At 64.2% G+C, this 25,037-nt stretch carries 20 protein-coding genes; 10 read left to right on the forward strand and 10 right to left on the reverse strand.

All coding sequences use genetic code 11. From position 1 onward, the window contains the following. Positions 1–238: 238 nt before the first annotated feature. The 3 genes from rpmB (at position 239) to nadB (ending at position 2,542) form a co-directional block, all read left to right on the forward strand. Positions 239–472, forward strand: coding sequence for a 50S ribosomal protein L28 (gene rpmB, locus BBA01S_RS16965; protein ID WP_027817503.1), 234 nt, complete (start codon positions 239–241; stop codon positions 470–472). Positions 473–482: 10 nt separating this feature from the next. Then, entirely contained in the window at positions 483–650 is a 168-nt protein-coding gene (rpmG, locus tag BBA01S_RS16970; protein WP_027817504.1) for a 50S ribosomal protein L33, read from the forward strand. Between the two features lie 290 nt (positions 651–940). Next, positions 941–2,542 carry an L-aspartate oxidase gene (gene nadB / locus BBA01S_RS16975; protein ID WP_027817505.1) on the forward strand — a complete coding sequence of 534 codons (1,602 nt, stop codon included), beginning with the start codon at positions 941–943 and terminating at the stop codon, positions 2,540–2,542. Between the two features lie 95 nt (positions 2,543–2,637). On the opposite strand, the gene nadC is transcribed toward nadB, so the two are convergent. From nadC to purN, 6 genes are all read right to left on the reverse strand, one after another. Then, positions 2,638–3,537 carry a carboxylating nicotinate-nucleotide diphosphorylase gene (gene nadC, locus BBA01S_RS16980; protein ID WP_027817506.1) on the reverse strand — a complete coding sequence of 300 codons (900 nt, stop codon included), beginning with the start codon at positions 3,535–3,537 and terminating at the stop codon, positions 2,638–2,640. Then, positions 3,538–4,668 (reverse strand): quinolinate synthase NadA, encoded by a 1,131-nt coding sequence (gene nadA, locus BBA01S_RS16985; RefSeq protein WP_027817507.1) that lies wholly within the window; start codon positions 4,666–4,668, stop codon positions 3,538–3,540. Positions 4,669–4,879: 211 nt separating this feature from the next. Next, on the reverse strand, positions 4,880–6,079 hold the full coding sequence (locus BBA01S_RS16990) for a DesA family fatty acid desaturase (protein ID WP_027817508.1): 1,200 nt from the start codon (positions 6,077–6,079) through the stop codon (positions 4,880–4,882). A 263-nt stretch (positions 6,080–6,342) separates the two neighbouring features. Continuing rightward, complete coding sequence (locus tag BBA01S_RS16995) at positions 6,343–7,713, reverse strand: mechanosensitive ion channel family protein (protein WP_027817509.1); 1,371 nt, start codon at positions 7,711–7,713, stop codon at positions 6,343–6,345. A gap of 155 nt (positions 7,714–7,868) precedes the next feature. Next, complete coding sequence (locus tag BBA01S_RS17000; RefSeq protein ID WP_027817510.1) at positions 7,869–9,260, reverse strand: RsmB/NOP family class I SAM-dependent RNA methyltransferase; 1,392 nt, start codon at positions 9,258–9,260, stop codon at positions 7,869–7,871. Continuing rightward, the gene (gene purN, locus BBA01S_RS17005; RefSeq protein WP_027817511.1) at positions 9,257–9,931 is read right to left on the reverse strand and encodes a phosphoribosylglycinamide formyltransferase; all 675 of its coding nucleotides are present in this window, start codon (positions 9,929–9,931) and stop codon (positions 9,257–9,259) included. The genes BBA01S_RS17000 and purN overlap by 4 nt, the downstream gene beginning before the upstream one ends. On the opposite strand from purN, the gene BBA01S_RS17010 reads away from it, so the two are divergent. From BBA01S_RS17010 to dut, 6 genes are all read left to right on the forward strand, one after another. Then, positions 9,915–11,114, forward strand: a complete 1,200-nt coding sequence (locus tag BBA01S_RS17010; RefSeq protein ID WP_407668315.1) for a bifunctional riboflavin kinase/FAD synthetase — start codon at positions 9,915–9,917, stop codon at positions 11,112–11,114. The genes purN and BBA01S_RS17010 overlap by 17 nt on opposite strands. 178 nt (positions 11,115–11,292) lie before the next feature. After that, positions 11,293–14,142, forward strand: a complete 2,850-nt coding sequence (ileS, locus tag BBA01S_RS17015; protein ID WP_027817513.1) for an isoleucine--tRNA ligase — start codon at positions 11,293–11,295, stop codon at positions 14,140–14,142. Beyond that, positions 14,142–14,675 carry a signal peptidase II gene (gene lspA / locus BBA01S_RS17020; protein ID WP_027817514.1) on the forward strand — a complete coding sequence of 178 codons (534 nt, stop codon included), beginning with the start codon at positions 14,142–14,144 and terminating at the stop codon, positions 14,673–14,675. Before ileS ends, lspA begins: the two co-directional genes overlap by 1 nt. A gap of 36 nt (positions 14,676–14,711) precedes the next feature. Continuing rightward, complete coding sequence (gene coaBC, locus BBA01S_RS17025) at positions 14,712–15,941, forward strand: bifunctional phosphopantothenoylcysteine decarboxylase/phosphopantothenate--cysteine ligase CoaBC (RefSeq protein ID WP_281176973.1); 1,230 nt, start codon at positions 14,712–14,714, stop codon at positions 15,939–15,941. Positions 15,942–16,030: 89 nt separating this feature from the next. After that, positions 16,031–17,029 (forward strand): LLM class flavin-dependent oxidoreductase, encoded by a 999-nt coding sequence (locus BBA01S_RS17030; RefSeq protein WP_027817516.1) that lies wholly within the window; start codon positions 16,031–16,033, stop codon positions 17,027–17,029. A gap of 36 nt (positions 17,030–17,065) precedes the next feature. Next, positions 17,066–17,512, forward strand: coding sequence for a dUTP diphosphatase (gene dut / locus BBA01S_RS17035; RefSeq protein ID WP_027817517.1), 447 nt, complete (start codon positions 17,066–17,068; stop codon positions 17,510–17,512). Positions 17,513–17,621: 109 nt separating this feature from the next. On the opposite strand, the gene BBA01S_RS17040 is transcribed toward dut, so the two are convergent. From BBA01S_RS17040 to clpS, 3 genes are all read right to left on the reverse strand, one after another. Then, positions 17,622–19,010 carry an amino acid permease gene (locus tag BBA01S_RS17040; RefSeq protein ID WP_027817518.1) on the reverse strand — a complete coding sequence of 463 codons (1,389 nt, stop codon included), beginning with the start codon at positions 19,008–19,010 and terminating at the stop codon, positions 17,622–17,624. 139 nt (positions 19,011–19,149) lie between these two features. After that, complete coding sequence (gene clpA / locus BBA01S_RS17045) at positions 19,150–21,441, reverse strand: ATP-dependent Clp protease ATP-binding subunit ClpA (protein WP_027817519.1); 2,292 nt, start codon at positions 21,439–21,441, stop codon at positions 19,150–19,152. Next, entirely contained in the window at positions 21,438–21,752 is a 315-nt protein-coding gene (clpS, locus tag BBA01S_RS17050; protein WP_027817520.1) for an ATP-dependent Clp protease adapter ClpS, read from the reverse strand. The genes clpA and clpS overlap by 4 nt, the downstream gene beginning before the upstream one ends. Positions 21,753–22,487: 735 nt before the next feature. Here clpS and cspD point away from each other — a divergent pair. Further along, positions 22,488–22,694 (forward strand): cold shock domain-containing protein CspD, encoded by a 207-nt coding sequence (cspD, locus tag BBA01S_RS17055; RefSeq protein ID WP_007586257.1) that lies wholly within the window; start codon positions 22,488–22,490, stop codon positions 22,692–22,694. 213 nt (positions 22,695–22,907) lie between these two features. Here the strand turns inward: cspD and BBA01S_RS17060 are convergent, their stop codons facing one another. Then, positions 22,908–24,509, reverse strand: coding sequence for a multicopper oxidase family protein (locus BBA01S_RS17060; protein ID WP_027817521.1), 1,602 nt, complete (start codon positions 24,507–24,509; stop codon positions 22,908–22,910). Positions 24,510–25,037 lie beyond the last annotated feature (528 nt).

The raw sequence follows: 25,037 nt of genomic DNA on the forward strand, positions 1-25,037 counted from the left end.
GCCGCAACAGCCCATTGGCAAATCGTGTTTGATTTTCCTGGCCTTTTTCTGCTAGACTCACGGTTTGCCTATTTCCAACCCTGTTCCGAAGCCCTTCGCGGTCTTCCAGGGGAAATACGGCCTGGGTTCGAGGTTGTCTCTCATCCATACGTGAGCGCGCTCTTATTCCGGCCATTTCTCGCCTGGGAAACTTCAGTCAAGCGGCTCACGAACTCAGAATTTCCGTAGGAGTGCACTCATGGCACGTGTATGCCAAGTCACTGGGAAAGCGCCGATGAGCGGCAACAACGTTTCCCACGCAAACAACAAAACCAAGCGCCGTTTCCTCCCGAATCTGCAAAATCGCCGTTTCTGGGTTGAAAGCGAAAACCGTTGGGTGCGTCTGCGCATCTCGAACGCAGGCCTGCGCCTGATCGACAAGAACGGCATCGATTCCGTGCTCGCAGACCTGCGCGCACGCGGCGAAATCTAAGGAGTAAATCATGGCCAAGGGTATTCGCGACAAGATCAAGCTCGAGTCGACCGCAGGCACGGGTCACTTCTACACGACGACGAAGAACAAGCGCAACATGCCGGAAAAAATGTCGATCAAAAAGTTCGACCCGGTTGTTCGCAAGCACGTCGAGTACAAGGAAACCAAGATCAAGTAATTGATCGGTTTCCGAGCCTGACGAAGACAAGAAAAGCCCCGCCTTCTGGCGGGGCTTTTCCTTTTCCGGCGCGCCTTTCTCTGGGCATCGCGCCAGCCGCTCTCCTCTCTCGCAACGCGTAACAGTCTTTTCCGCGCGTTTTCCCCTTCACGTTGCAACAGCGGCTTTTCGTACGCTCCCCACTCGGAGTATGCTTGCCGCTTCACCCGCCGCCAGCACGCTTACCACGTCAAGTGGGCGTGCACATGTCAGCGGGCAGCGCAGAACAAGAGAGACGGAGAAGCAGGAAGATGAATTTCGATGTAGCGATCGTCGGCAGCGGGCTGGCGGGATTGAGCGTCGCCCTGAACCTCGCCGAGACGCGCCGCGTGGTGATCATCGCCAAGCGGGCGATGACCGAAGGCGCGAGCGATCGCGCGCAAGGCGGCATTGCGGCGGTGCTCGATTCGGCCGACAGCGTGGAAAACCATGTCGATGACACGCTCGTCGCGGGCGGCGGCCTCTGCGACGAAAGCGCGACACGCTATATCGTCGAGCATGGCCGCGCCGCCATCGAATGGCTGATCGCGCAGGACGTGCCGTTCACGAAGGACGCCGCCGCAGAGCTGGGCTTCCACCTGACGCGCGAAGGCGGCCACAGCCATCGCCGCATCATCCACGCCGCCGACGCCACCGGTCACGCCGTCGTGCAGACGCTGCTCGAACGCGCACGCCAGCATCCGAACATCACGATCCTCGAAGATCACCAGGCCATCGACGTCATCACGTCCGACCGCCTCGGCCTGCCGGGTCGCCGCTGCCACGGCCTCTACGCGCTCGACCTGAAGAACGACCGCACCGTCACGATCCAGGCGCCGCATACGGTTCTGGCGACGGGCGGCGCGGGCAAGGTCTATCTCTACACGACGAACCCCGACACAGCCACCGGCGACGGCATCGCCATGGCCTGGCGCGCGGGCTGCCGCGTGGCGAACATGGAGTTCATCCAGTTCCACCCGACCTGCCTGTTCCACCCGCACGCCAAGTCGTTTCTGATCACCGAAGCCGTGCGCGGCGAAGGTGGCCTGCTGCGCCTGCCCGACGGCACGCGCTTCATGCCCGAACACGACGCACGCGCCGAACTCGCGCCGCGCGATATCGTCGCTCGCGCTATCGACTTCGAGATCAAGAAGCACGGCATCGACTGCGTGCATCTCGACATCAGCCATCAGCCCGCGGCGTTCCTGGAGGAGCACTTCCCCACCGTGCTCGCACGCTGCCGCGAGTTCGGCATCGACATCACGAAAGAGCCGATCCCTGTCGTGCCCGCCGCGCACTACACCTGCGGCGGCGTCGTCACCGACCTGGCCGGCCGCACCGATCTCGCGGGCCTGTATGCCGTCGGCGAAACGTCGTACACCGGCCTGCACGGCGCGAACCGTCTTGCGAGCAACTCGCTGCTCGAATGTCTCGTGATCGGCCGCTCGGCCGCCGAGGCGATCGAGGCCGAAGGTTTCGAGGCCGGCGCGCACGCACCGCTGCCCGACTGGGACGAGAGCCGCGTGTCGGATTCGGACGAGGAAGTCGTGGTCGCCCACAACTGGGACGAACTGCGCCGCCTGATGTGGAATTACGTCGGCATCGTGCGCACAGACAAGCGCCTCGAGCGCGCGCAGCACCGCATTTCGCTGCTGCGCGACGAAATCCAGGAGTACTACGCAAACTTCCGCGTCACGCGCGATCTGCTGGAGCTGCGCAATCTGGTCGAAGTGGCGTCGCTGATCGTCGAAAGCGCGCGCTCGCGCCGCGAGAGCCGTGGCTTGCACTACAGCCGCGACTGGCCGAACTCGCTGCCCAAGGCGCTGCCGAGCGTGTTGTCGCCGGAACGCGTGCGCAATCGCACCGTGGTGTAAGCGCACCCGCGACGCTGAGCACAAAAAAGGCCGTCTCTCACGAGACGGCCTTTTTGCATTTCAATCAGGCGCAGAACAAGCGCAAAACCCAGCGCTCAGACAATGCGCATCGAGAAGTCCGTCGCGCGCACATCCTTCGTGAGCGCACCGATCGAAACGCGATCCACACCCGTTTCTGCGATCGTCCGCACGGTATCGAAATTCACGCCGCCCGAGACTTCGAGCACCGCGCGTCCGGCCGTACGCTGAACCGCATCGCGCATCATCTCGAACGAGAAGTTGTCGAGCAGTACCGACTTCGCGCCGTGCGCGAGCGCCGTATCGAGCTGTTCGAGCGTTTCGACCTCAATCTGGATCGGCACGCCGGCATCGAGCGCCAGCGCCGCGTCCATCGCCGCGCCTACGCCGCCTGCCGCCGCGATGTGGTTTTCCTTGATCAGAATGCCGTCGTAGAGCGCGAGACGCTGGTTCGCCCCGCCGCCCACGCGCACCGCGTACTTCTGCGCGAGGCGCAGGCCCGGCAGCGTCTTGCGCGTGTCGAGGATGCGCGTCTTCGTATGCGCGATGGCATCGACATAACGGCGCGTCGCGCTCGCCACGCCCGAGAGCAGTTGCAGGAAGTTCATCGCATTGCGCTCGGCGGTGAGCAGCGAGCGCGCCGGGCCGCGCAGCGAGCAGACCGGCGTATCCGCCGTCATGCGCTCGCCTTCGCGATAGTGCCAGCGCACTTCGATGCGCGGATCGACCTGCTTCACCACGGCGTCGAACCAGAGCACGCCGCACAGCACCGCGTCTTCGCGCACGATGATGCGCGCGTCGCGCACCTCGTCGGCAGGCACGAGACGGCCGGTCTGGTCGCCCGCGCCCACGTCTTCGGCCAGCGTGTCGGCCACGTTACGCGCGATCGCCGCATCGAATGCCGCGCCGTATTGCGCACGCACCTCAGGCAACACGGACGACACGGCGTCCACCGCCAGCAATTCCAGTGCGCCCATTTACGCCGCCCCCACTTGCGAGAACAGCGCGCCATCGCGCGCGAGGTCGCCGCTCGCCTGCACGCGGCGCTTGTGCTCTGCGGCGAACGCCAGCATGCGGTCGATCGGCAGGCGCGCACGCTCGCCGATCGCGGTATCGACGAAGATTTCGTTGTGACCGCGCTCCAGCACGTCGGCGAGATTCGCGAGGCCGTTCATGGCCATCCACGGGCAATGCGCGCAGCTCTTGCAGGTCGCGCTGTTGCCGGCCGTGGGCGCCTCGATGAAAGTCTTGCCGGGCGCCGCCAGGCGCATCTTGTGCAGGATGCCCAGATCCGTCGCAACGATGAAGCGCTGCGCGTCGAGCTTCACGGCCGCGTCGATCAACTGCGTGGTCGAACCGACCACGTCCGCGAGCGCCACCACGCCTTCGGGCGATTCGGGGTGCACGAGCACCTTCGCATCGGGATACTCGGCGCGCAGCAGGTCGAGCTCGATCCCCTTGAACTCGTCATGCACGAGGCAGGAGCCTTGCCAGAGCAACATGTCGGCGCCCGTCTTCTTCTGGATGTAACTGCCCAGATGGCGATCCGGCGCCCACAGGATCTTTTCGCCCTTCGCGTGCAGATCGGCGACGATTTCGAGGCCGATCGACGAGGTGACCATCCAGTCCGCGCGCGCCTTCACGGCCGCGCTGGTGTTCGCGTAGACGACCACGGTGCGGTCGGGATGCTGGTCGCAGAAGGCCGAGAACTCGTCGGCGGGGCATCCAAGGTCGAGCGAGCAGGTCGCGTCGAGATCCGGCATCAAGATGCGTTTGTTCGGGCTCAGGATCTTCGCGGTCTCGCCCATGAAGCGCACACCGGCGACCACGAGCGTCTGGGCCTCGTGATCGCGTCCAAAGCGCGCCATTTCGAGCGAATCGGCCACGCAGCCGCCGGTTTCGTCGGCCAGTTCCTGCAATTCGGGATCGACATAATAGTGCGCAACGAGCACCGCTTTCTCGCGCTTGAGCAATGCGCGGATGCGCTCCTTCAACGCAGCGCGCTCGGCAGCCGACGGCGCATCGGGCACCTTCGCCCATGCCTGCCCGACTCCGCACATCGCGCCCTGCGGACGGTCATATTCGACCGCTTTAATCGCCTGACTCATGATCTCCTCGACCTCTCCACCGATCGGCGTTGCTGCGCGAGTGGCCAGTTCTGGCCCCTTGCAGCCGACTCCGATCCCATGCCGGTTGCTGCCCTGCCGACCGCCGCGGCACCACTGAAAATCCGCGGCCCAAAAAGAAAAACCCCGCCAACGCGGGGTTTTGTGACGTACCTGAATTCTAATGGATTTTCTTCAGGTCACGCAGGGTGCATCAGGCGTAGCGGCGCAGACGCGACGCGAATTCCTGGAGCGCCTTGATGCCGCTTTGTTCGGCACGATGGCACCAATCCTGGAGCTGCGTCAGCAGTTGTTCGCGCGAAGCGCTCGAACGATCCCAGATTTGCGCGAGTTCGTTGCGCAGTTCGATGAAGGTACGCATCTTCTGGCTGTTCGCGAAAATCTGCGGCAGCTGGCGCTTTTGCGGCTCGTTCAGGCTGGCTTCTTCCTTGGCGACCCACTTGCTCGCACCGCGCATGATCTTGTACTTCTCGCGCTCGCCCACGTCCTTGAGGTGCGCCAGTTCCTGGCGATAGGCCTGTTTCACGGCCTTGGCGTAACGCGCCATCACTTCGTAGCGGTTCGACAGCACGGCCTGGAGCGTTTCGTGGTCGGCGATGAGCTTGCCTTCCTTGGCCAGACGCGGCGTCGGCGCAACCTTCTTGACCTTGGCGAGGCCCACGGCCGACATCAGGCGAATGTACATCCAGCCGATGTCGAACTCGTACCACTTGTTCGACAGCTTCGCGGAGGTCGCGAACGTGTGGTGGTTGTTATGCAGTTCTTCGCCGCCGATGATGATGCCCCAGGGGATCAGGTTCGTGCTGGCATCCGACGAGTTGAAGTTGCGGTAGCCCCAGAAGTGGCCCAGGCCGTTCACGACGCCGGCGGCCCAGAACGGGATCCACGCCATCTGCACGGCCCACACGGTCAGGCCGACCACGCCGAACAACGCGACGTCGATCACCATCATGATGCTCACGCCGAGGATCGGGAAGCGCGTGTAGACGTTGCGCTCCATCCAGTCGTTAGGCGTGCCGTGGCTGAAACGGCGCAGCGTCTCTTCGTTCTTCGCTTCAGCGCGATAGAGTTCGGCGCCTTCGAGCATCACCTTCCACAGGCCGCGCGTTTGCGGGCTGTGCGGATCTTCTTCGGTCTCGCACTTGGCGTGGTGCTTGCGGTGAATCGCCGCCCACTGGCCCGTGAGCATGCCCGTGGTCATCCACAGCCAGAAACGGAAGAAATGGCTCGCGATCGGATGCAGTTCGAGTGCGCGGTGCGCCTGGCAACGGTGCAGATACACCGTCACGCCGACGATCGTGATGTGCGTCGCAACAAGCGCGCTGAGCAGGATCTGCCACCACGAGAAATGCAGCACCCCGTGGGCGAGAAAATCAAGCAGGGAATTCAACAAGGTTCGTACCCGTGAAACGAAGCGCGCCGGCCCGGGAGCCTTACGCGGTTGTCAGAAAAGTGAAAGCGTTCAGGAGAGGTTGGACGGCATTCTACTAGAACCGTTCCAAGTGTTTGTAACAAATGAAGATTTTTTTCCCTAATGCCGCCAGAGTCAACCTCTATGACGCTGAATCTGGGCGCCTGGAGGCGCTTTGCCGCACCCGATTTGCCCTTCCAGCGCCACCCCCGCCTTTCGGCCCTTTTGTCTTTGATCTAGCGCAATCAACGCGTCTGGGCCGCTGCGTCAGCTTCGCCCGCGTTTCCCATTTCCGCGACTTGCGCGGCAACCGGATTCGCCACCGGCAGCCCCTGCCCGATGATCCGCACCTCGCGCTGCGCGAACGGAATCGAGATCCCGTGCTCGTTATATAAGCGCCAGATGTTCAGGTTCACGGCCGAGCGCACGCTCGACGTCCCATTGGCGGCGTCGGCGATCCAGAAGCCCAGTTCCAGATTGATGCCGTCCGCGCCGAAGCCTGCCAGATATGGGGTCGGGGCCGGATCGTTCAAGACCCGCTCCACCCCTTCGGCGGCGCGAGCGAGCAGCGCCATGGCGTCTTCGATATTGGTGTCGTAGGCCACCTGCACCGCAGCCTTGGCATAACCGCGCGTCAGATACGACGACTGGTTCTGCACCACGTCGGTGATGAGCTTTTCGTTGGGGATCAGCGTTTCCACGCCGTCGAGCCCGCGCACCACTGTATAGCGCGTGCGGATCTGCGTGACCTTGCCCGCGAGGCCGCTCACGTTGATGGTGTCGCCCAGACGCAACGAGCGGTCGATCAGGATGATGAAGCCCGACACGTAGTTGCTCGCGATCTTCTGCAAGCCGAAACCGAGGCCCACGCCCAGCGCGCCGCCGAACACGCCCAGCACCGTGATGTCGATGCCGACGATCGACAGGCTGAACAGGATCGCCGCGAACACCAGCAGTGCGCGGCCCACGCGCGCAAGCACGACGCGCAGATTGGCGTCGATCGTGGTGGCGCGCATCAGGCGGTCTTCGAGCGCCGCGCCCGCCCAGATCGCCACCACCATGGTCACGCAGACCCACAGCACGCCGTTGGAGAGCGACAACAGGCTCACATGCGCGGTGCCGATGCGAAAGCGCACGCTCTCCATCCACTCAAGCACGTCGTCCTGAATGCCGAGCACCGTAAACAACATGCCGAGCCAGACGATCAACGAAACGAGTTTCTCGACGATCGACAGCCAGGCGTGGGTCTGCCCGTCGCGCCCGAACACGCGCCGCGCAAAGAAGAACGCGATGTAGATCAGCCCGATACCGAACAGCGGCACCAGCGCGAGGTTCAGCAGCGAGGTGTGAATGAAGTTGCTGGCGATTTCGCGCGCGCCCCAGACGCAGCCCGCGCCGATCAGCGGAAAGAGCGCACGCGTAAGGCTTTCTGCACCGAAGCGCAGCGCTTCGTAGCGATCCTGGCGGCGCGCTTCGAGCGCATGGCGCAGCAGGCGCGCGAGCAGCCAGGCAAGCAGCAGCGCGCCGATCAGCACGCCGGACTGCCAGAGCATGACCGGCTGACCGAAGTCGCGGATCACGCCGCCCAGCATATGTGAGAGCAAACGGTTTTCCATCATGGGCGCTTTCGCGTCGAGAACGACATCAAGAAGTACACAAACATTACTGAAACTGGTCATCCAAGCGATTCGGGGCCGTCCGGTCTGCACCGGACGGCCCCGCTGGCCCTGCCTGAGCCTGAGCGTGAGCGGCTAACTGGCGCCGCTTGCGCTTATTCGACCGCGGTGTCCGGCTCGGCGGCCTCGGGCTGCTGGGCCTTGGCGATCGCGTCAGCGGTTTCGCTGGCTGCGGCCGCTTCGTCAGGCGTGGCTTCGGCCTTGGCCTTCTTCACCTTCGGCTGTGCGTCGCCGCGGCGCTCCAGCACGGCGGCGAAGAAGCCATCCGTGGCGTGGCGGTGCGGCCACAGCGAGAAGTAGTCGCCCGTGTCGAGACCCACGCGCTGCTCGGCCAGCACGTCGCGCGCCGGCACGAGCACGAAGTCCGGATGCGTGTCGAGGAACTGCTTCACGACCGCTTCGTTCTCAGCGTCCAGGATGCTGCACGTCGCGTAGACGAGACGGCCGCCGCGCTTGAGCAGACGCGCCGCGCTGGTGAGAATCGACAGTTGCTTGGGTGCGAGTTCCGCGATCGATTCCGGCGATTGACGCCACTTCAGATCGGGGTTGCGGCGCAGCGTGCCGAGGCCCGAGCAGGGCGCGTCCACCAGCACGCGGTCGATCTTGCCGATCAGGCGCTTGATCTTAGCGTCGTGTTCGCTGTCGATCAGCACCGGATTCACGTTCGACAGGCCGCTGCGCGCGAGGCGCGGCTTGAGCTTGGCGAGGCGCTTGTCCGACACGTCGAACGCGTACAGACGGCCCGACGAGCGCATCATCGCGCCCAGCGCCAGCGTCTTGCCGCCCGCGCCCGCGCAGAAGTCCACCACCATCTCGCCGCGACGCGGCGCGAGCAGCGTGCACAGCAGCTGGCTGCCTTCGTCCTGCACCTCGAACCAGCCGTCCTTGAAGGAATCGAGCTTCGAAAGCGCCGGCTTGCCCGTCACGCGGACGCCAAACGGCGCGAACGGCGTCTCGCCGCCTTCGATACCGGCTTGCGACAGTGCGCGCAGCAGTTCTTCGCGGCTCGCCTTGATCGGGTTCGCACGCAGATCCAGCGGCGCCGGGTAATTCAGCGCGGCGGCCAGTTGCGCGAGTTCGGCGGCGTTAAAGCGCGGTTCCAGCGCCTTGACGATCCAGTCGGGCAGGTTCAGCTGCTGGCGCAGCGGCAGGCTCGCCGGATCGATCTTCGAAACGTGCTCAAGCCAGCTGGCTTCGGCGTCCGAGACAAAGGGACGAATCGCATTGCGGCCCGCCGTGGCCATCAGGCCGAGCAGCGTCAGACGGCGCGTCGGGTTGCCCGTGCCGCTTTCGGCCAGGTGCGCGAACTCCATGCGACGGCGCAGCACGGCGAACACCGCTTCGGCGATCACGCCGCGCTCGCCGTGGCCGAGCTTCGGATGCGCGCGGAAAAAGCGGCTCGTCGCCGCATCGGCGGGACCATTGAATTTCAGAACGTCGGCCAGCAACGTCTCAGTTTGTCCAATCAAAAAACCATGTAGCCTCATACGCCCTCCCCGGCGGTTTGTGCTTGTGTTTCGTTTGCGTCGTCAAGGAAGAGCCATTGCGGCTCGGGCGGAGTGAGCGTCACGCGTTCGCCGTCGAGCGCGAGACGCCCTTCGAGGAACCAGCGGATCGCCCGCGGGTACATCGTGTGTTCGGTCTTCAGCACGCGTGCAGCCAGCGTGGCGGCATCGTCGCCGCTGCGCACCGGCACAGCCGATTGCGCGACGATCGGGCCATGATCGAGCGTGGGCGTGACAAAATGCACCGTCGCGCCGTGCACGCGGCAACCCGCGTCGAGTGCGCCCTGGTGCGTCTTGAGGCCCGGAAAGCTCGGCAGCAGCGACGGGTGGATGTTGAGCATCCGGCCCGAATAATGCTGGACGAAGCCTTCGGTCAGCACGCGCATGAAGCCCGCGAGCACGACGAGGTCGGGCGCATAACCGTCGATGGTCTGCGCGAGCGCCGTGTCGAAGCTGGCGCGATCGGGATACTGGCGATGATCGACGACCGCCGTGGCGATGCCGTGCGAGGCTGCAAAGGCAAGCCCCGCGGCATCCGGGCGATTGGCAATCACGGCGGCGATGCGCGCGCTCCAGGCTTCGTGCGCGCAGGCGCGCACGATGGCTTCCATGTTGCTGCCCCGCCCTGAAATCAGGATGACGAGATTTTTCATCCGTGGATTTTATCATTGGGCGCGACACCCAACGCTCGGGCGGCGGCGATCGGCGTCGCGTGCGTTTATAATCTCCTGTTCCGTCGCGGCTAGTCGCCGCCGAGCCGGTCACATTCGTGGTCTCATTCGGTCAAATTCAGGACGCCAGGCCGGCGTCCGCTCAGGTTCCGTTATCGTGAGAGTCTTCCGCGGTCTTCCCAATGCCGAAAGCCGCGCGCCCTGCGCGCTCACCATCGGCAATTTCGACGGTGTCCACCGCGGGCATCAGGCGTTGCTCGCGCGCGTGCGCGAAGCTGCCGACGCGCGCGGCCTGCCCGTCTGCGTGATGACCTTCGAGCCGCATCCGCGCGAATTCTTCAATCCGGCCAGCGCCCCGCCGCGCATCGCCATGCTGCGCGACAAGCTTGAGGCGCTGCGCGAGAACGGCGTGGATCGCGTGGTGGTCGAGCACTTCAACCACACCTTCGCGAGCCAGTCGCCGGACGATTTCGTCTCGCGCATCATCGTGGGCGGCCTGCACGCGCGCTGGATGATGATTGGCGACGACTTCCGCTACGGCGCAAAGCGCGCGGGCGACTTCGCCTCGCTGCAGGTCGCGGGCGCCGAACACGGTTTCGAAGTCGAGCAGATGGCGACCGTGGCCGATCCGTCGGGCGTGCGCATCTCCAGCTCGGCCGTGCGCACCCAGCTTGCGGCGGGCGACCTCGATGCGGCGCGCGCCTCGCTTGGCCGCGGCTACGAAATCAGCGGGCACGTCACGCACGGCCTGAAGCTCGGCCGCGACCTGGGCTTCCCCACCTTGAACCTGCCGATCGGCCACAAGCGCCCGGCGCTCAAGGGCATTTTCGTCGTGCAGGTGCATGGCCTGGCCGATCATCCGCTGCCCGGCGTCGCGAGCCTCGGCCTGCGTCCGACCGTGGACGATTCGGGCCGCGTGCTGCTTGAAGTACACCTGCTCGACTGGCACGGCGACGCCTATGGCAAGCTCGTGCGCGTCGAATTCCTCAAGAAGCTGCGTGACGAGGAGAAGTTCGCCGACCTCGAAACGCTGACCGCCGCCATCGCGCGCGACGTGACGCATGCCCGCGCCTGGTTCGCGGCAGCGGGCGTCGGCGCGAGTGCGGCGACACCCGGCGGCCGTTCCACCGGTTTCGCCACTTCGGCGACCGACCGAATTAGGTGACTTGCGGCCTGCGAGCGTCGCGCCCGGCTTGATGTAGCGAGCCTGAGCGACGCCCGACTGGGCCGCTTCGCCCCTTCGCGCCACGCGGCAACCGCCGCAAGTGGCGCGCGAGGCGACGGTTGCGCGGCCTGGCCGCAATGCTGACGCCGTGCATCCCCGAATTCACCGTGATCTCACCATGAGCGACAAGAAAGCATCCTCCGGCAAGCCGCAGAAGTCCGAATCGAAGTACCCCGTCAACCTGCTCGACACCGCGTTCCCGATGCGCGGCGACCTGCCCAAGCGCGAGCCGCAATGGGTCAAGGAGTGGGAAGAGCAAGGGATCTACAAGAAGATCCGCGCCGCTTCGAAAGGCCGCAAGAAGTTCATCCTGCACGATGGCCCGCCGTATGCGAACGGCGACATCCACCTCGGCCACGCGGTGAACAAGATTCTCAAGGACATGATCGTCAAGGCGCGCAATCTCGCGGGCTATGACGCGGTCTACGTGCCGGGCTGGGACTGCCACGGCATGCCCATCGAAATCCAGATCGAAAAGCAGTTCGGCAAGTCGCTGCCCGCCCAGGAAGTGATGAAGAAGGCGCGCGAGTACGCCGCCGGCCAGATCGAGACGCAGAAGGCGGGCTTCAAGCGCCTGGGCGTGCTCGGCGACTGGGACAACCCGTACAAGACCATGAACTTCGTGAACGAGGCGGGCGAAATCCGCGCACTCGCGAAGATCATCGAAAAGGGCTACGTGTTCCGCGGCCTGAAGCCGGTGAACTGGTGCTTCGACTGCGGCTCGGCGCTGGCTGAGGCGGAAGTCGAATACAAGGACAAGACCGATCCGACCATCGACGTGCTGTTCACGTTCGCGCAGCCCGCTGAAACGGCGGCGGCGTTCGGTCTGCCCGCCCTGCCGCGCGAAGAAGGCGGCATCGTGATCTGGACGACCACGCCCTGGACGATCCCGTCGAACCAGGCGCTCAACGTGCACCCGGAAATCGAGTACGCGCTCGTCGATACGCCGCGCGGCCTGCTGATTTTCGCGAAGGAGCGCGTCGAAGCCTGCCTGAAGGACTTCGGGCTCGAAGGCACGGTCATCGCCACGACCCTGGGCGAAAAGCTTTCGCTGTTGCGCTTTAACCACCCGCTCGCCTCCGCGCATCCGGGCTACCAGCGCACCTCGCCCATCTATCTGGGCGACTACGTGACGACCGACACCGGCACCGGCATCGTGCACTCGGCGCCCGCCTACGGCGTGGAAGACTTCGTGTCGTGCAAGGCGCACAACATGGCCGACTCGGACATCATCAGCCCGGTGATGGGCGATGGCCGCTACGTCGAATCGCTGCCGCTGTTCGGCGGCCTGTCGATCTGGGACGCGAACCCGAAGATCGTCGATGCGCTCGACGCCGCCGGCACCCTGCTGCGCAGCGAAAAGTACCTGCACAGCTACATGCACTGCTGGCGCCACAAGACGCCCATCATCTACCGCGCGACCTCGCAATGGTTCGCGGGCATGGACGTGACGCCCAAGGACGGCGGCAAGACGCTGCGCGAAACCGCGCTCGAAGGCATCGAAGCCACCGCGTTCTACCCGTCGTGGGGCAAGCAGCGCCTGTTCTCGATGATCGCCAACCGCCCGGACTGGACGCTTTCGCGCCAGCGCCAATGGGGCGTGCCGATGGCGTTCTTCGTGCACAAGGAAACCGGCGAGCTGCACCCGCGCACGCTGGAACTGCTCGAAGAAGTCGCTCAGCGCGTAGAAAAATCCGGTATCGAAGCGTGGCAGACGCTCGACCCGCGCGAACTGATCGGCGACGACGCGAACATCTACGAGAAGAACCGCGACACGCTGGACGTGTGGTTCGACTCGGGCACGACGCACTGGCACGTGCTGCGCGGCTCACACAAGGATGACCTGCAATTCCCGGCCGACCTGTACCTGGAAGGCTCGGATCAGCACCGCGGCTGGTTCCACTCGTCGCTGCTGACGGCGTCGATGCTCGACGGCCGCCCGCCGTACAACGCCCTGCTCACGCACGGCTTCACCGTCGACGGCGAAGGCCGCAAGATGTCGAAGTCGCTCGGCAACGGCGTCGATCCGCATGAAGTCGCAAACCGTCTGGGCGCGGAAATCATCCGCCTGTGGATCGCTTCGACCGACTACTCGGGCGAGCTGGCGATCTCGGAAGAAATCTTGAAGCGCGTGACGGAAGGCTATCGCCGTATCCGCAACACGCTGCGCTTCCTGCTCTCGAACCTGTCGGACTTCGACTTCGAGAAAAACGCGCTGCCGGCGGATCAGTGGCTCGAAATCGACCGCTACGCGGTTGCGCTCACGCACACGCTGCAAAACGACGTGCTCTCGCACTACGACCGCTACGAGTTCCACCCGGTCGTGGCGAAGCTGCAGACGTTCTGCTCGGAAGACCTCGGCGGCTTCTATCTGGACGTGCTGAAGGATCGCCTCTACACGAGCGCGCCGGATTCGGCCGCCCGTCGCGGCGCGCAGACGGCGCTGCATCACATCACGCACAGCCTGCTGCGCATCCTCGCGCCGTTCCTGTCGTTCACGGCCGAAGAAGCGTGGAAGGTGTTCCAGCCGAACACCGAAACCATCTTCACCGAGACCTTCCACGCGTTCCCGGACGTCGCGAACGCGCCGGAACTGATCGCCAAGTGGACGCTGCTGCGCGAAGTGCGCGGCAACGTGACGAAGGCGCTCGAAGAAGCGCGCGTGGCGAACCAGATCGGCTCGTCGCTGCAGGCCGAAGTGCGCATCCTCGCGAGCGGCGCGCGTTATGACGCCCTCACCTCGCTCGGCGACGACCTCAAGTTCGTGCTGATCACCTCGGCGGCGGAAGTCGTGAAGGTCGAAAGCGAAGCGGACGAAGGCGTCGAAGTCGTGACCTCGAAGTACCTCAAGTGCGAGCGCTGCTGGCACTACCGCGAGGACGTGGGCGCGAACGCCGAGCATCCGGGCCTGTGCGGCCGCTGCGTGGTGAATCTGTTCGGTAACGGCGAAAACCGGAGCGCCGCATAATGGCCAAGTCCCTGTCGAAGCAGGCCAAGCCGAACGGCGCCAATGGAGCCAACGGCGCCAGGGGCACGCTGGTGCCGTGGCTCGGCATCGCGGTCATCGTGATCCTCGCGGATCAGCTCACGAAGATCGCCATTTCCAAGGTGTTCGCTTACGGTGAAGGCCGCGTGATCACGCCGTTCTTCAACCTCGTGCTCGTGTACAACAAGGGCGCGGCGTTCAGCTTCCTCGCTGCGGCAGGCGGCTGGCAGCGCTGGGCCTTCACGGCGCTGGGCGTCGTGGCGGCGCTCGTCATCAGCTACCTGCTCAAGCGTCATGCGGGGCAGCGTCTGTTCTGCACGGCGCTCGCGCTGATCCTGGGCGGCGCGCTCGGCAACGTGCTCGACCGCCTGATGTACGGGCATGTGATCGACTTCCTCGACTTCCACCTGGGCGCGTCGCACTGGCCCGCGTTCAACGTCGCGGATAGCGCGATCACCGTCGGCGCCGTGCTGCTGGTGTTCGACGAACTGCGCCGCGTGCGCGGTTCGCGCTAACGCGCACGTGTAGTCAAGAGACAGAGGAGACGGGCCTTGAACACCTCCGCAGCAACATCAGGCGAGCTGGCCGGACGCCATCTCGTGCTCGGCATGTCGGGCGGCATCGCCTGCTACAAGATCGCTGAACTCACGCGCCTCTTGACCAAGGCTGGCGCGACCGTGCAAGTCGTGATGACCGAGGCCGCCACGCAGTTCATCACGCCCGTGACGATGCAGGCGCTCTCGGGCCGCCCCGTCTACACGAGCCAGTGGGACGGCCGCGTGCCCAACAACATGGCGCACATCGACCTGTCGCGCGAAGCGGACGCCATCGTCATCGCCCCCGCCTCGACCGACTTCATCGCCAAGCTCGCCAACGGTTTCGCCGACGACCTGCTCTCGACGCTGTGCGTCGCGCGCGACTGTCCGCTGCTGGTGGTGCCGGCCATGAACCGGCAGATGTGGCAGAACCCTGCCACGCAGCGCAACGTCGCGCAGATCCGTGCGGACGGCATCGAAACGCTCGGCCCCGATTCCGGCCCGCAGGCTTGCGGCGAAGTCGGCGACGGGCGCATGCTGGAGCCGCAAGCCGTCTATGAAGCGATCGTGTCGTTCTTCGCGCCCAAGGTGCTGGCAGGCCGCAAGCTGCTGATCACCGCCGGGCCGACTTTCGAGCCGCTCGATCCGGTGCGCGGCATCACCAACCGTTCGAGCGGCAAGATGGGCTTTGCGCTGGCGCGCGCTGCGCAGCAGGCGGGCGCCGAAGTCCATCTGGTCGCGGGCCCGGTCGCGCTGGAGACGCCCTGGGGCGTGTTCCGCGAAGACGTGCAGACTGCGCAGCAGATGTACGACGCCGTGATGCGTGGCGTGCCCGATGCCGATGTCTTTATCGGCGTGGCCGCGGTGGCCGACTGGCGCGTCGATCACGTCGCCGAGCACAAGATCAAGAAGACGGCGGAGCATCGCATGCCCACGTTCTCCTTCGTCGAGAACCCCGACATTCTCGCCTCGGTCGCGGCGCTGCAGGATCCGCCCTACTGCGTGGGCTTCGCCGCGGAAAGCGGCGACCTGGACGTACACGGCGAAGAAAAACGCGCCCGCAAGAAGGTGCCGCTTTTGATCGGCAATCTTGGCCCGCAGACCTTCGGCCAGGACGACAATGAAGTCGTGCTGTTCGAAGCCAGCGGCCGCACGCCGCTGCCGCGCGCGGCCAAGGTCACGCTCGCGCAGACGCTGATCGCCGAAATCGCGAAACGTCTGCCGGATACGGGCATCCTGACCTGATGCATGCGCGGACGCGGTGCCGGCGCAGGCAAGCGCGCCGCGTGCCGCGCACGTTGTAGAAGGCACGTCGTTGAAGGAGCCGTACTGCCATGACACTGCTTTCCGTACTGGATCAATCGCCCGTGATCGCCGGGCACAGCGCGGCGGACGCCATCGCCGCCACCATCGAGCTTGCCCAGCTCGCCGATGACCTTGGCTACACGCGCTACTGGTGCGCCGAGCACCACGGCCTGCTGGGCGTCTGCAATCCCTGTCCCGAAGTCATGCTCGCCCGGCTGGGCAGCGTGACGAAGCGCATCCGGATCGGCTCGGGCGGCATCATGCTGCCGTACTACAGCCCGTTCAAGGTCGCCGAGCAATTCATGATGCTCGAAGCGCTCTTTCCGGGCCGCGTCGACCTGGGCGTGGGCCGCGCGCCGGGCGGCGACATGCGCACGGCGCAAGCCGTGGCAGCGGGCGCCTACAATCGCGGCGACCAGTTCGCGCAACAGGTGCAGGATCTTGTCGGCCTGATGGACGGCACGCTCGCGTCCGGCCATCTCGCCAATGGCGTGGTGCTGCAACCGCAGATCGACACGCGCCCGCAACTCTGGGTGCTCGGCTCCAGCGACTTCGGCGGCGAGCTTGCGGCGCAACTGGGCCTGCGCTTCTCGTTTGCGCATTTCATCAACGCGCACTTCGGCCATCTGGTCGCGAATGCGTATCGCGAGCGCTTCCAGCCGGGCCACGAAGCGAAGCCGTATCTGGCGTGCGCCGTGTTCGCGATCTGCGCCGACACCGAAGCCGAAGCCGCCGACCTCGAAAAAGCCGTCGACCTGCGCCGCGTGCAGATGGCCTACGGCCTGAATGCGCCGATCCCGAGTCTCGAACAAGGCCGCGCGCAGGAATACGGCGAACGCGAGCAAATCGTGATCGACCGCGAGAAGCCGCGCAGCATCATCGGCACGCCCGAGAGCGTCGCGGAGCGCCTGCGCGCCTTGCAGGATCGCTTTCACGCCGACGAACTCGTCGTGCTCACTGTCGCAGGCAGCTACAAGGCGCGCCTGCGCTCCTACGAATTACTCGCCGAGGCGTTTGAACTCGCTTGAATCTGTTTGAACGCCCTCGAACCTGAACGGAACCCCATGAAAATCGACATCAAGATCCTCAACGACCGCATGCGCGACCAGCTGCCCCACTACGCCACGCCGGGCAGCGCGGGCCTTGACCTGCGTGCGTGCCTCGACGCGCCGGTCACGCTCGAACCGGGCGAAACCAAGCTGATCCCGACGGGTCTCGCGATCCATCTCGCCGATCCGGGCTACGCTGCGCTGATCCTGCCGCGCTCGGGCCTCGGCCACAAGCACGGCATCGTGCTGGGCAACCTGGTCGGCCTGATCGACTCGGACTACCAGGGCGAGCTGATGATCTCCACCTGGAACCGTGGCCACACGACCTTCACGCTGAACCCGCTGGAGCGCCTCGCGCAGCTCGTGATCGTGCCGGTCGTGCAGGCGCAGTTCAATATCGTCGACGACTTCGAAGCGAGCCAGCGCGGCGAAGGCGGTTTCGGCAGCACGGGCAAGCACTAAGCTTCGCGCTTCGCGCGGTCTTGCGCGATTCGCCGCGGCAACAAAAAAGCACGCTTTCGAGCGTGCTTTTTTGCTTCATTGCCTTTTGCGTGCCGAGTTGGCAACAGTATCAGGCTGCCGGTTGCCCGCGTCGCCGATACCACACCGCATACACGATCGTCAGCGCCACGAGAAACGCCACGCCATACGCCAGCGTCATGCGGAATTCGCGCGTGAACGCCGTGCCGACCAGGATGCCGAGCATCAGCAGCGCGCCCAGCACGCTCGTGAACGGAAAGCCCCACATACGGAACTTGAGCGGCTCGCCACCCTGCTTCACGCGGAAGAAAATCTGCGTCACGAAGATCATGAGCCAGGTGAACATCGCGCCAAACATGGCAATCGACATCATCAGCGTGAACGCCGTCTGCGGCCACAGTGCGTTGAGCACGGCAGACACCGCAATGCCGATGGTCGAGAGCGACAGCGCTGCCGTCGGCACGCCCTGACGCGTGAGGCGGCCGAACGCGGCGGGCGCATAACCCGCACGCGACAGGCTGAACATCATGCGCGTGGTGATGTAGAGCTGGCTGTTCATCGCCGACAGTGCGGCCACCAGCACGATGAAGTTGATCGCGCCCGCCGCATACGGCACGCCGGTTTCGGCCATGACCTTCACGAACGGGCTTTCGTTGCCGCCCGCCTCAGTCCACGGCACGATGGCGAGCATCAGCGCGAGCGTGAGCAGATAGAACAGCACGAGGCGCACGACCGTGGCGCGGAACGCACGCGTGACCGCGCGCTGCGGGTCTTGCGCTTCGGCGGCGGCAACGGCGATGGTCTCCAGCCCCAGATAGCTGAACAGCGAGACGATGGTGCCGACCCACACGCCCCACCAGCCCTTGGGCAGCCAGCCGCCATGCGAGGTGTAGTTCGCCACGCCCACGCCCGAATCAGCAGGCGCGTGCCAGACGAACCACGCGCCGAGCACGATGAAGGCGACGATTGCAGCGATCTTGAGGCTGGAGAAGAGGTATTCGATGCTGCCGTAGGCGCGCACACTCATTGCGTTCACAACGATCAGCGCCGCCGAAAAGCCGACGATCCAGTAAAGCCCCGGCACATGCGGAAACCAGAACTTCATGTACACGGCGATCGCCGACACTTCGGTGCCGACCGCCAGCACATACGCCGACCAGTACGCATAGCGCACCAGAAAACCCGCGAGCGGCCCGATGTAGTGCTCGGCATACGCGCCGAACGAACCGGACGTCGGATGCGCGACCGTCATCTCGGCGAGCGCCCCCATCAGCAGCAAGGCGATCAGTGCGCCGATCGCGTAGGAAATGAGCACGCCCGGCCCGGCAAAGCTGATCGCGAAGCCGCTGCCGAGAAACAGGCCCGTGCCGACCGCGCCGCCAATGGCGATCATCGTCATCTGGCCAGCCGACAGCCCGCGGCGCAGACCGCGCTCGCGCTCGACGATGGAGTCGAACGCACCCTTTTTATCTGAACTCACCTTCACCCTCTACGACATGCGGCCAGTTTGCCGAGGTTGCGCGCGCATTCGACGTCGTTCGACGAATTTGCGCGCAGAAAAGAAAACGGCGCGGACTGTGAAGTCCGCGCCGTTCCGGCTGGCCTGAAGCGGAAACCGCTTATTCTACTTCGACCGCCTCCGGCGGCCGTGTGGCCGGTTGCTCGTCGAACGTGAGCAGCACCTTGTCGTCCGCATCGACATCCACGGTCACGCGGCCACCGTTCATCAGCTTGCCGAACAGCAGTTCGTCGGCCAGCGCACGGCGGATCGTGTCCTGGATCAGGCGTTGCATCGGTCGCGCGCCCATGAGCGGGTCGAAACCATGCTTGGCCAGATGGGCACGCAGCGCGTCGGTGAAGAGCGCATCGACCTTCTTCTCGTGCAGTTGATCTTCCAGCTGCATGAGGAACTTGTCGACCACGCGCATGATGATTTCCTCATCGAGCGCACGGAAGCTGATCGTCGCATCCAGACGGTTACGGAACTCCGGCGTGAACAGGCGCTTGATGTCGGCCATTTCGTCGCCTTGTTCGCGGCGCGTCGTGAAACCAATCGTCGACTTGTTCATCGTGTCGGCGCCCGCATTCGTCGTCATGATGATGATGACGTTGCGGAAATCCGCCTTGCGGCCGTTGTTGTCCGTCAGCGTGCCGTGATCCATCACCTGCAGCAGCACGTTGAAGATGTCCGGGTGCGCTTTCTCGATTTCGTCGAGCAGCAGCACGCAGTGCGGCTTCTTCGTGACAGCTTCGGTGAGCAGACCGCCCTGGTCGAAACCGACATAGCCCGGCGGCGCGCCGATCAGACGGCTCACCGCGTGACGCTCCATGTACTCCGACATGTCGAAGCGGATCAGCTCGATACCGAGCGTGAACGCCAGCTGGCGCGCCACTTCGGTCTTGCCGACGCCCGTGGGGCCGGAGAACAGGAACGAGCCAATCGGCTTGTCCGTCTTGCCCAGACCCGCGCGCGCCATCTTGATCGAAGCGGACAGCGCGTCGATCGCCGGATCCTGACCGAACACGACGGCCTTCAGATCGCGGTCGAGCGTCTGCAGCTTGCTGCGATCGTCCTGCGACACGCTTTGAGCCGGCACGCGCGCGATCTTCGAGATGATCTCTTCGATCTCGCTCTTGCCGATGGTCTTCTTCTGCTTCGACTTCGGCAGGATGCGTTGCGCCGCGCCCGCTTCGTCGATCACGTCGATGGCCTTGTCCGGCAGATGACGGTCGGTGATGAAACGTGCCGACAGCTCAGCCGCCGCGTTCAAGGCACCCGACGAATATTTCACGCCGTGGTGCTCTTCGAAGCGCGACTTCAGGCCGCGCAGGATCGCCACCGTCTGTTCGACAGTCGGCTCGATCACATCGACCTTCTGGAAGCGCCGCGACAACGCAGCGTCTTTTTCGAAGATCCCGCGATATTCCGTGAAGGTCGTCGCGCCGATGCACTTGAGCGTGCCCGACGAGAGCGCCGGCTTGAGCAGGTTCGATGCGTCGAGCGTACCGCCCGATGCCGCACCCGCGCCAATCAGCGTGTGGATCTCGTCGATGAACAGGATCGCGTGCGGGCGCTCCTTCAACTCCTTGAGCACGGTCTTCAGACGTTGCTCGAAGTCGCCGCGGTATTTCGTGCCAGCCAGCAGCGCGCCCATATCGAGCGAGTACACCTGCGCGTCGGCGAGAATGTCCGGCACTTCGCCGCGCGTGATGCGCCAGGCGAGGCCTTCCGCGATCGCGGTCTTGCCCACGCCGGCTTCGCCCACGAGCAGCGGATTGTTCTTGCGGCGGCGGCACAGCACCTGCACCACGCGCTCGACTTCGGACTCGCGGCCGATCAACGGATCGATGCGGCCATCCTTCGCCATCTGGTTCAGGTTCTGCGTGAACTGGGCGAGCGGGGTTTCCTTCTGGCCTGCGGCGTCTTCTGCTTCCGCGTTGGCGTCGCTCGACTTGGCGGCTTCGCCGCTGCCGGTCTTGGCAATGCCATGCGAAATGAAGTTCACGACATCCAGACGCGTGACGCCCTGCTGTTGCAGGTAGTACACAGCGTGCGAGTCCTTCTCGCCGAAGATCGCAACCAGCACGTTCGCGCCCGTGACTTCCTTCTTGCCGTTGGAAGTGGACTGGACGTGCATGATCGCGCGCTGGATCACGCGCTGGAACCCGAGCGTCGGCTGTGTGTCGACGTCATCCGTTCCTGGCACCGTAGGGGTGTTGTCGTGAATAAAGTTGCGCAGGTTCTGTCGCAGGTCTTCGATATTCGCGGCGCACGCTCGCAGCACTTCCGCGGCTGTTGGGTTGTCCAACAGCGCCAGCAAAAGGTGCTCGACCGTGATGAACTCATGCCGCGCCTGACGTGCTTCCATGAACGCCATGTGCAGGCTGACTTCCAGTTCCTGGGCAATCATGCTTCCTCCATCACACACTGCAGCGGATGTCCCGCTTGCCGTGCGTGGGTAACGACTTGCTCAACCTTGGTCGACGCGATGTCCCGCGTATAGACCCCACAAACACCCCTGCCCTCGCGATGAACCTTCAACATGATCTGCGTTGCGGTCTCGCGGTCTTTATTGAAATACTCCTGCACGACCATCACGACGAATTCCATCGGCGTGTAGTCGTCGTTCATCAGCACGACCTTGTACATGGAGGGCGGTTTGACCTTGTGCTCCTGCCGCTCCAGTACGGTTGAATCCTGCTTGTCCGGGATAATCGCCATACACCCATTCTAAACAACTCGGACAGGCCCGCAATCCTGCCGAAACCCGACCGGCCGACCGGTGAAGCTGGCTCCGGCGCCCTCACATCAGCGAGCAATCCCTGCGCCTTCCCCGGTCCGGGCTCGATCTACTTCGCCCTGACCGCGACTTGCGTGGGCGCCCGGCTGCGGGGCCGGTTCGAATCATCCTGCCAGCAGCTTTCGGGCCACCGTCGAATCGAGTATCGCACAACCTGCCCGCTCGCGTGGGCAGCGCCCTCGGCCCAATTCGCCGCCTTTTGTCGGCCTGCGCACGCAGACAAACAGATTCCGTGCCACGTTGCGCGCGCTGTCCTGCCTGGCGATGCTTGCCTCGGTACTCCCGGCGTGTTTCCCATGTGAGTCGATTATGCGACTTTTCAAGATGGGTCGTGCAACCGCCATCGTGCGCGTAGGGACAAAAAGCGAACCGACTGTTCAGTCTGGCAACGGACTGCGCAACGCAGCAGCAAAGCCCGCTAGAAAAGCCGGAAAAACCCTGGAAATGCGATCTTTACAACGCGTCCGTGAACGTCTCAAAATATTCTTGACACCAGAATAAAGAGCCTCAACAATCAAGCTGGCACTTTTTTCAACCGCCTTTAATTTCGAAAAAATGCCGTTGGTGAGCTTGTGAGGAGGGGGCGATCGCAATTCGCGATCGTTTAGCTTTTCGAACTGCTCGTGGTAGTGACATGAGTTACAGGGGAAGTTGGTATGGCAACCGGTACGGTCAAGTGGTTCAACGACGCGAAGGGTTTCGGATTCATCACGCCGGATGAAGGCGGCGAGGATCTGTTCGCTCACTTTTCGGCTATTCAAATGAATGGCTTCAAGACCCTCAAAGAAGGTCAGAAGGTGAGCTTCGAGGTCGTGCAAGGCCCGAAGGGTAAGCAGGCATCGAACATTCAGTCAGCAGCCTGATCTGTTCGATATCTGTACCCTTGGAAACCCGGCTTCGGCCGGGTTTTCTTTTTTGTCCGAACGATTTTTATGCGCGTGCGTTTTTACAGTACGCCGTAGCGCGGTTATGTCCGTGTTAATGCGCGCCAGGTGTTTTGAATAAAACACCTGGAATACCACGCAAATCCGACACATTTTTTCACACTCGTTTCATTCGCGCGTGTTAATAAAGCGTCACGTCACACGCAGCGTGCCCATCATGCCGAGATCTTCATGTTCGAGGATATGGCAATGGAACATGCGATCGCCCGCTTCACGCTGAACGGTCGCGACATGCACGCTTTCCCCCGGCTTCACGTTGACCGTATCGCGCCATGCAAGCACGGTCTCGTCGATGCGCTTGCCGTCCGATTCGCGCGCCAGCACCTGAAACTGCGTGCCGTGCAGATGGAAGGGATGATCCATGTCCGTCTGGTTCGCAATCGTCCACTGTTCGACTTCGTTGCGACGGCTCCTGAGCGTGATGCGCGCGGCGTCGTATGACTCGCCGTTGATCATGAAACGCATCCCTTTGGGCATCGCGAGCGTCGATGCACCCGGCTGGTGCATCGCATGCATGTCCATCGCCTCGCTGAACACGACGGATTTTTTGACCTTCGATGGCGTGAGCGCAGCGATCGGACGCAGTTGCGCGGGCAGCGTCTGGTTAGCGATATCGCCACGGGGTGCGAAATGAACCTGCGCCAGCGTCGCGACGGGAGTCGGCGGCAAGCTGCCGTGGGTCATCGCCATCTTGCGGCGGTCGTACTGGGCCGCGAGCAAACGCGCTGTCGAAGGGCCCTGCCCCGCGTGCACGATCAATTCGGCGCGCTCGCCGGGCGCTAGCAGCAGCGACGTGACGCCCTCGCGCGGCGCGCCTAGCAACCCGCCATCGGTGCCGACCTGGGCGAACGCGCGGCCATCGTCGAACGCCAGCAGCAGATAGCGCGCGTTGCAACCGTTCCAGACCCGCCAGCGCTCGTCGCGCACGACGTCGATGCGTGGTTCGCGCGCGCCGTTCACGAGCACGAACTGGCCTTCGCGGCCATTCATCCAGTCCATCATGCTGTTCGCGGCAATCGCGCCATCGGCCGAAAGCTTCAGGTCCGAGACGAACAGATGGCGCTCGGGCCAGGCCGCGAGCGGATCGTCGGCGGCACGCACGACGATCGGCCCCGCGAGGCCGCGATACACCTGCTCCGCCGTTTGCATGTGGGGATGCGGGTGATACCAGTAAGTGCCCGCGCTGCCCTTCGGCAAGATGAAGCGATAGACATGCGTGGCGCCAGGCGCGATCGGATTGGCCGGGTTACCGTCCTGATCGGGCGGCACGGGCAGGCCGTGCCAGTGGATCGTCGTCGGCTGCGGCAGGCGGTTGACGAAGCGGATCTCGACGTGATCGCCCTCGCGCACGTCGATCAGCGGGCCGACAACGGGCCCGTCGTGATTCGCCGCGCTTGCGTCGTATTGCCAGAAAGTAGTGGGCGGCTTGTCGGCGAGCAATGCATGCGTGGCGGGCTGCGCAATCAGTGTCGCGCGAAATACGCCGGCCTCCTGGCTTTCGTTGGCGAGCACGCGCAAGTTCGCAAGCGGTGCGCCAGCGGGCAAAGCGTCAACGGCCGCGAGCGCCGCCGGTGTGGGCATTGGCGTGTGACCCATTCCGGCCATCCCTGCCATGCCGGACATATCGGCCATTCCGGACATGCCTTCTGCGCCCTCGCCTGCCAACGACACGCGCGCGAACAACGAAGCGGTGGCGGCGCCCAGCACGCCGGACAAAAACACTCTGCGTTTCATCGATGAATTCCTCAAATTCGTCTGCCTGCAAGATGCGCAGGCGGCCATGGCCTTCGCACGCGTGGCGTCACGGCATGCGAAGCATTTTGTGGACTATCGGCCCGGCGCGCGTACGCGCACCGACCCGCGTTCAGACGATCGGAGGAGGCAAAGGAGGGGCGTGAGTGATGCCGGCGCGCAAGGCAGCGACGCGAACCACAGGTGCGGCATGCGCTTGCGCCTGGGAATCAATGCGTGATTCGAGCGCAGGCGCCCAGCAATGCATGCCGCAACCCACGCTGCAACAGCCTGCATGGTGCAAGCCGCAGTCGCCGGATCCGTTGCGATCGACGCCGCTGCAATGGGCGCGTCCTGTCACCTGCGCGTGGACGGCATGGCTGACAGACGACGTCTGCGCATCATGCTGCATGGGCTCGCACGCGTTCGCGCCGCGCATGCCGAGCAGCGCAAACACGCAAACGAAAAGGAGGCGACACAGGACGGCCATCAGGGACACAACGCGAGATTGACGCTCGTCATGATAACGCA

This window comes from Paraburkholderia bannensis NBRC 103871, assembly GCF_000685015.1.
In the GTDB taxonomy this organism is placed as follows: domain Bacteria; phylum Pseudomonadota; class Gammaproteobacteria; order Burkholderiales; family Burkholderiaceae; genus Paraburkholderia; species Paraburkholderia bannensis.

Excerpts from the sequence above, each read along its gene's own strand:
- rpmB (WP_027817503.1), top strand. The coding sequence starts at position 239 with ATGGCACGTGTATGCCAAGTCACTGGGAAAGCGCCGATGAGCGGCAAC.
- rpmG (WP_027817504.1), top strand. The coding sequence starts at position 483 with ATGGCCAAGGGTATTCGCGACAAGATCAAGCTCGAGTCGACCGCAGGC.
- nadB (WP_027817505.1), top strand. The coding sequence starts at position 941 with ATGAATTTCGATGTAGCGATCGTCGGCAGCGGGCTGGCGGGATTGAGC.
- nadC (WP_027817506.1), bottom strand. The coding sequence starts at position 3,537 with ATGGGCGCACTGGAATTGCTGGCGGTGGACGCCGTGTCGTCCGTGTTG.
- nadA (WP_027817507.1), bottom strand. The coding sequence starts at position 4,668 with ATGAGTCAGGCGATTAAAGCGGTCGAATATGACCGTCCGCAGGGCGCG.
- BBA01S_RS16995 (WP_027817509.1), bottom strand. The coding sequence starts at position 7,713 with ATGGAAAACCGTTTGCTCTCACATATGCTGGGCGGCGTGATCCGCGAC.
- BBA01S_RS17000 (WP_027817510.1), bottom strand. The coding sequence starts at position 9,260 with ATGAGGCTACATGGTTTTTTGATTGGACAAACTGAGACGTTGCTGGCC.
- BBA01S_RS17010 (WP_407668315.1), top strand. The coding sequence starts at position 9,915 with ATGACGAGATTTTTCATCCGTGGATTTTATCATTGGGCGCGACACCCA.
- purN (WP_027817511.1), bottom strand. The coding sequence starts at position 9,931 with ATGAAAAATCTCGTCATCCTGATTTCAGGGCGGGGCAGCAACATGGAA.
- ileS (WP_027817513.1), top strand. The coding sequence starts at position 11,293 with ATGAGCGACAAGAAAGCATCCTCCGGCAAGCCGCAGAAGTCCGAATCG.
- lspA (WP_027817514.1), top strand. The coding sequence starts at position 14,142 with ATGGCCAAGTCCCTGTCGAAGCAGGCCAAGCCGAACGGCGCCAATGGA.
- BBA01S_RS17030 (WP_027817516.1), top strand. The coding sequence starts at position 16,031 with ATGACACTGCTTTCCGTACTGGATCAATCGCCCGTGATCGCCGGGCAC.
- dut (WP_027817517.1), top strand. The coding sequence starts at position 17,066 with ATGAAAATCGACATCAAGATCCTCAACGACCGCATGCGCGACCAGCTG.
- clpA (WP_027817519.1), bottom strand. The coding sequence starts at position 21,441 with ATGATTGCCCAGGAACTGGAAGTCAGCCTGCACATGGCGTTCATGGAA.
- clpS (WP_027817520.1), bottom strand. The coding sequence starts at position 21,752 with ATGGCGATTATCCCGGACAAGCAGGATTCAACCGTACTGGAGCGGCAG.
- cspD (WP_007586257.1), top strand. The coding sequence starts at position 22,488 with ATGGCAACCGGTACGGTCAAGTGGTTCAACGACGCGAAGGGTTTCGGA.
- BBA01S_RS17060 (WP_027817521.1), bottom strand. The coding sequence starts at position 24,509 with ATGAAACGCAGAGTGTTTTTGTCCGGCGTGCTGGGCGCCGCCACCGCT.